2 protein-coding genes are annotated in these 4645 nt (G+C 41.0%); both read left to right on the plus strand.

The features are described from left to right. On the plus strand, positions 1 to 2914 hold a 2914-nt coding region (locus BACCELL_RS15965; RefSeq protein ID WP_007212946.1), incomplete at its 5' end, for a SusC/RagA family TonB-linked outer membrane protein. Positions 2915 to 2934: 20 nt separating this feature from the next. After that, positions 2935 to 4566: a RagB/SusD family nutrient uptake outer membrane protein gene (locus BACCELL_RS15970; RefSeq protein WP_007212947.1), complete on the plus strand. Its 1632-nt coding sequence runs from the start codon at positions 2935 to 2937 to the stop codon at positions 4564 to 4566. The last annotated feature ends 79 nt before the right edge of the window (positions 4567 to 4645 follow it).

The raw sequence follows: 4645 nt of genomic DNA on the forward strand, positions 1-4645 counted from the left end.
GGTCACAATGAAGTCTGATGCTGAGATGCTTGATGAAGTAATGGTGGTTGCCTATGGTACGGCAAAGAAGTCCCAGTTTACGGGTTCTGCTTCTACTATTAAAGCTGATAAAATTGCAGAGCGCCAGGTTTCTAATATATCGAATGCACTTTCAGGACAGGTAGCCGGTGTACAAACTACAAGTGGTAATGGACAACCGGGTACAGGTTCTACTGTACGTATTCGCGGTGTTGGCTCTTTGTCTGCAAGTAACAATCCATTGTATGTAGTGGATGGTGTTCCTTATGATGGTGATATTTCAGCTATCAACTCACAGGATATTGAGAGTTTGACGGTATTGAAGGATGCTGCTTCTAATGCATTATATGGTGCACGTGGTGCCAATGGTGTAATTTTGGTGACTACCAAAAAAGGAGCTACGGGAAAAGCAACTGTAAATCTGGACGCTAAGTGGGGTACTAACCGTCGCGGTGTGTCTAACTATGATGTTATGACTTCTTCTCAGGAATATGTGGAGAACTACTACACAGCAATGTTGAATGGTTATGCTGGTGGAGATCCCAATAGAGTATTGTCTAATGGAATGACTGGTAATCAGTATATTAACTCATTGCTGTTTTCTAAAGACGGTTTGGGATATCCTGTTTACACAGTGCCTAATGGTGAGGGATATATAGGTGTAGACGGTAAACTTAATCCGAATGCTAAACTTGGCCGAGTGTATGGAGATTACTATATTACTCCTGATGACTGGGAGAAAGAGTTGCTTGACAATGGTAACTTACGCCAGGAATATAACGTAAACATTAGCGGTTCTACTGAAAAAATGAACTATTATATGTCAGCCGGTTATCTGGATGATAGCGGTCTTATCCCAGGCTCATCATTTTCACGCCTTTCATTCCGCCTGAAAGCTGATTATCAGGTGAAGGAATGGTTGAAAGTAGGTGCGAATGTTGCCTATTCTAATATCGTAAGCCGTTATCCTGATGAACAAACTACTTCAGGAAGTTCTACTAACTTATTTTATATAACTAATAACATTGCGCCTATCTATCCCTTGTATATCCGCAATGCAGACGGAAGCATTAAGAAAGACGCTCGTGGTTTCACTATGTATGACTATGGCAATGGTATGTATACAGATGGTACTACAGCTCTGAACCGCCCGTTCCTTTCTCAATCTAACCCGGCATCTGCTCTGCAGTTGGATAAGAATGAGTACAATATGGACATCTTGAGTGGACGTGCTTTCGTAGAAGTATCTATTATCGAAGGATTGAAAGCGACTGCTAACTGGGGTATGGACCTGGATAATACACGTTATACAGAATTGATCAACCCTTACTATGGACAGTATGCAGGTAATACCGGTGGTGTGGTAGGTGTTTCTCACAGTCGTGTATTCAGTATCAATCAACAGTATTTATTGACTTATAAGAAGAACTTCGGTGATCATAACATTGATTTACTGGCAGGTTTTGAATCTTATGATTATAAAAATCAGGCTTTGTCCGGTAGCAAGCAGAAAGTCTACAATCCTAATATTGTAGAATTGAATAATGCGATTAATACTCCGAGTGCAAACTCCAGTACAGCTAATTATGCTACAGCAGGTTTCTTGTTCCGTGCTCAGTATGATTATCTGGAAAAATACTTTGCCAGTGCTTCCTTCCGTCGTGACGCTTCTTCACGTTTTCATCCGGACAACCGTTGGGGTAATTTCTGGTCTGTTGGTCTCGGTTGGTTGATGAACAAAGAGTCATTCTTGCAGAATACATCTTGGATTGATATGTTGAAGTTCAAAATCAGTTATGGTGCACAAGGTAATGATAATATCGGTAATTACTATGCGTACTTGGATCAATATACTGTTTCTAACAGTAATAATGATTTTGCATTGGCTCTTTCTTATAAAGGTAATAAAGATATCACTTGGGAAACTTCTCATAGTTTCAACACAGGTTTTGATTTTGAATTCTTTAAAGGCCGATTGAGCGGTACTGTTGAATACTTTAGCCGTAAGACTACTGATATGCTTTATAACAAACCGATGAATGCTTCTGCCGGTTATGCCAGTATTCCAATGAATGTTGGTTCTATGACTAATAAAGGTGTTGAATTGGATTTGAACGGACTTTTGATTGAAACGAATGATTTGACCTGGCGCATGAATTTTAACTTGACTCATTTCAAGAATACGATCAATGAACTGGATCCTTCATTGAATGGTGAGATGATTAGTGGCAGCTACATTTATCGTGAAGGCGAATCCAGATATCAATTCTATCTGCGTAAATATGCCGGTGTAGATGAGAACGGAGTAGCACAATACTATAAGGATATTACAGATGCGGAAGGCAATGTGACCGGACAAGAAAAAACTACGGATGCTCCGAATGCTACCCGTTATGCAACCGGTGATATTCTGCCGAAGGTATATGGTGGTTTCGGTACGAGCTTGAATGCGTATGGATTTGATTTCTCTATCTCTTTTGCTTACCAGTTGGGTGGACGTATGTACGATAATGGTTATGCATCTTTGATGAATTCAGGTACCGATCCTGGTCAGAACTGGCATAAGGACATTCTGAAAGCTTGGACTGCTGATAATAAAGGCTCTAATATACCTCGTCTGAGTGCAACAGACCAGTATGCTAACTATTTGTCTGATCGTTTCCTGACTAAGTCTGACTATTTGAGCATCAACAGTATAACACTGGGATATACATTGCCAAAGAGCTGGGTACGTTCATTGAATATTAGTTCACTACGTGTTTATATGTCAGCTGACAATGTAGCTTTGTTCAGCAAGCGCAAAGGTTTCGACCCTCGTCAGAGCTATACAACTGCCAGTGCAGACGTATATTCTCCTATTCGTGCTATTTCGGGAGGTTTATCACTTTCATTTTAATCTAAAACAAATATAGAATTATGAAGATTAACAAATATATATTACTGCTTTCTGCAACCATGGTGGTGGTTTCTTGTGATCTCGATAAGTTTCCTGAAGGAAGCACCGTGACACAAGACCAGAAAAATGAGGTGGTTGAGTTGTTGCCAGACCGTATTTCTTCTGAATTGAATGGTTTGAAAACAGGTCTTTATTCTCATACAAACCTGTTGACTGATTATAATAACCACATGGACTATGGCTTTCCGGCAGCTTGTATGATTTATGAAACAGCCGGACAGGATTTGCTGACTTTGAATGACCAGACCGGTTATAATAAGTTTATCAGTTCTCAACGCTTATTAGACAGAAACATTACGTCTACATTTAATGCTTTTCTGTGGAAGCTATATTATAAACACATGAAAACCGCTAATGATATTCTTAAAGCTATTCCGGCAGATGCGGCAGACGCTTCTTTAAAGAAATATCGTGGTCAGGCATTGGCTTCACGTGCTTTTGATTATTTGCAACTTATTCAGACTTATCAGTTGACTTACATAGGTCACGAAACAGCTAATGGTGTACCTCTGGTACTGGAAACAACTTCTGATACTGAGTTGATGAATAATCCGCGTGCAAGTGTACAACAAGTATATGGCCGTATTATGGAAGATTTGGATGAAGCTATTACTTTGTTGACAGGTGCTTCTGCACGTGCCGATAAAGCTGAAATATCAGTAGAAGTGGCCTATGGTCTGCGTGCTCGTGCTAACTTGCTGATGGGTAAGTGGGCTGCAGCGGCTTCTGATGCTGCTAAAGCTTATGGAACTTCTGCTCCTTATTCTGTTGCAGATGTAAGCCAACCGACTTTCTATAATGCTACAGATAATGCATGGATATGGGGTATCGTAGTGACTACGGAAGATTATCTGGCAAAAACCGGTATCGTAAACTGGCCTTCTAATCTTTGTTCACTGACGGGTATGGGATATACGACAGCAGCTAGCGCTACTGACGTAGCTTACCGTCTCATCAACAAGAATTTATGGGCTAAGATACCAGAAACGGATGTACGTAAAGGTTGGTGGGTAGATGAAGATTTGCACTCGCCTGTTCTGGATAACGGACTTGGTGAAGACTATGCTTACTATTGGGCAAACGGTATGTTTAATGGTGGAACATTCCCTAGCAAATTTTCTCCTTATACAAATGTGAAGTTTGGTCCTGACAATGGAACTTTCGCAGATACAGACAATGCACAAGACTGGCCGTTGATGCGTGTTGAAGAGATGAAACTGATTGAAGCAGAAGCTCTTGGACGGGATAACCTGGCTACAGGTAAGCAGAAATTGGAAGAGTTCGTAAGACAATATCGTGATCCGTCTTATACCTGTACTGCCGGTTCTTTGGACGCATTTATCGACGAAGTTTGGTTCCAGCGCCGTGTTGAGCTTTGGGGTGAAGGTTTTGCATTATTCGACATCTTGCGTTTAAAGAAACCTATTATCCGCCAGGGAGCTAACTATCCCATCAACAGTACATTTGCTGAAATTGCTGCTGAGGCTCCTATCATGATTTACCGTATTCCTGAGGCTGAAACATCTGTGAACAGTGCTATTACAGAGGCGGACAATAATCCGGCTGCAATGGCTCCGACTCCGGTGAACTAATAAGCACATTATCAAATAGGAAAAGAGAAGAGGTTGTGTCAAAATGCTGGCACAACCTTTTTTTATGCGCAAAGCCCGG

This window comes from Bacteroides cellulosilyticus DSM 14838, assembly GCF_000158035.1.
GTDB lineage: Bacteria > Bacteroidota > Bacteroidia > Bacteroidales > Bacteroidaceae > Bacteroides > Bacteroides cellulosilyticus.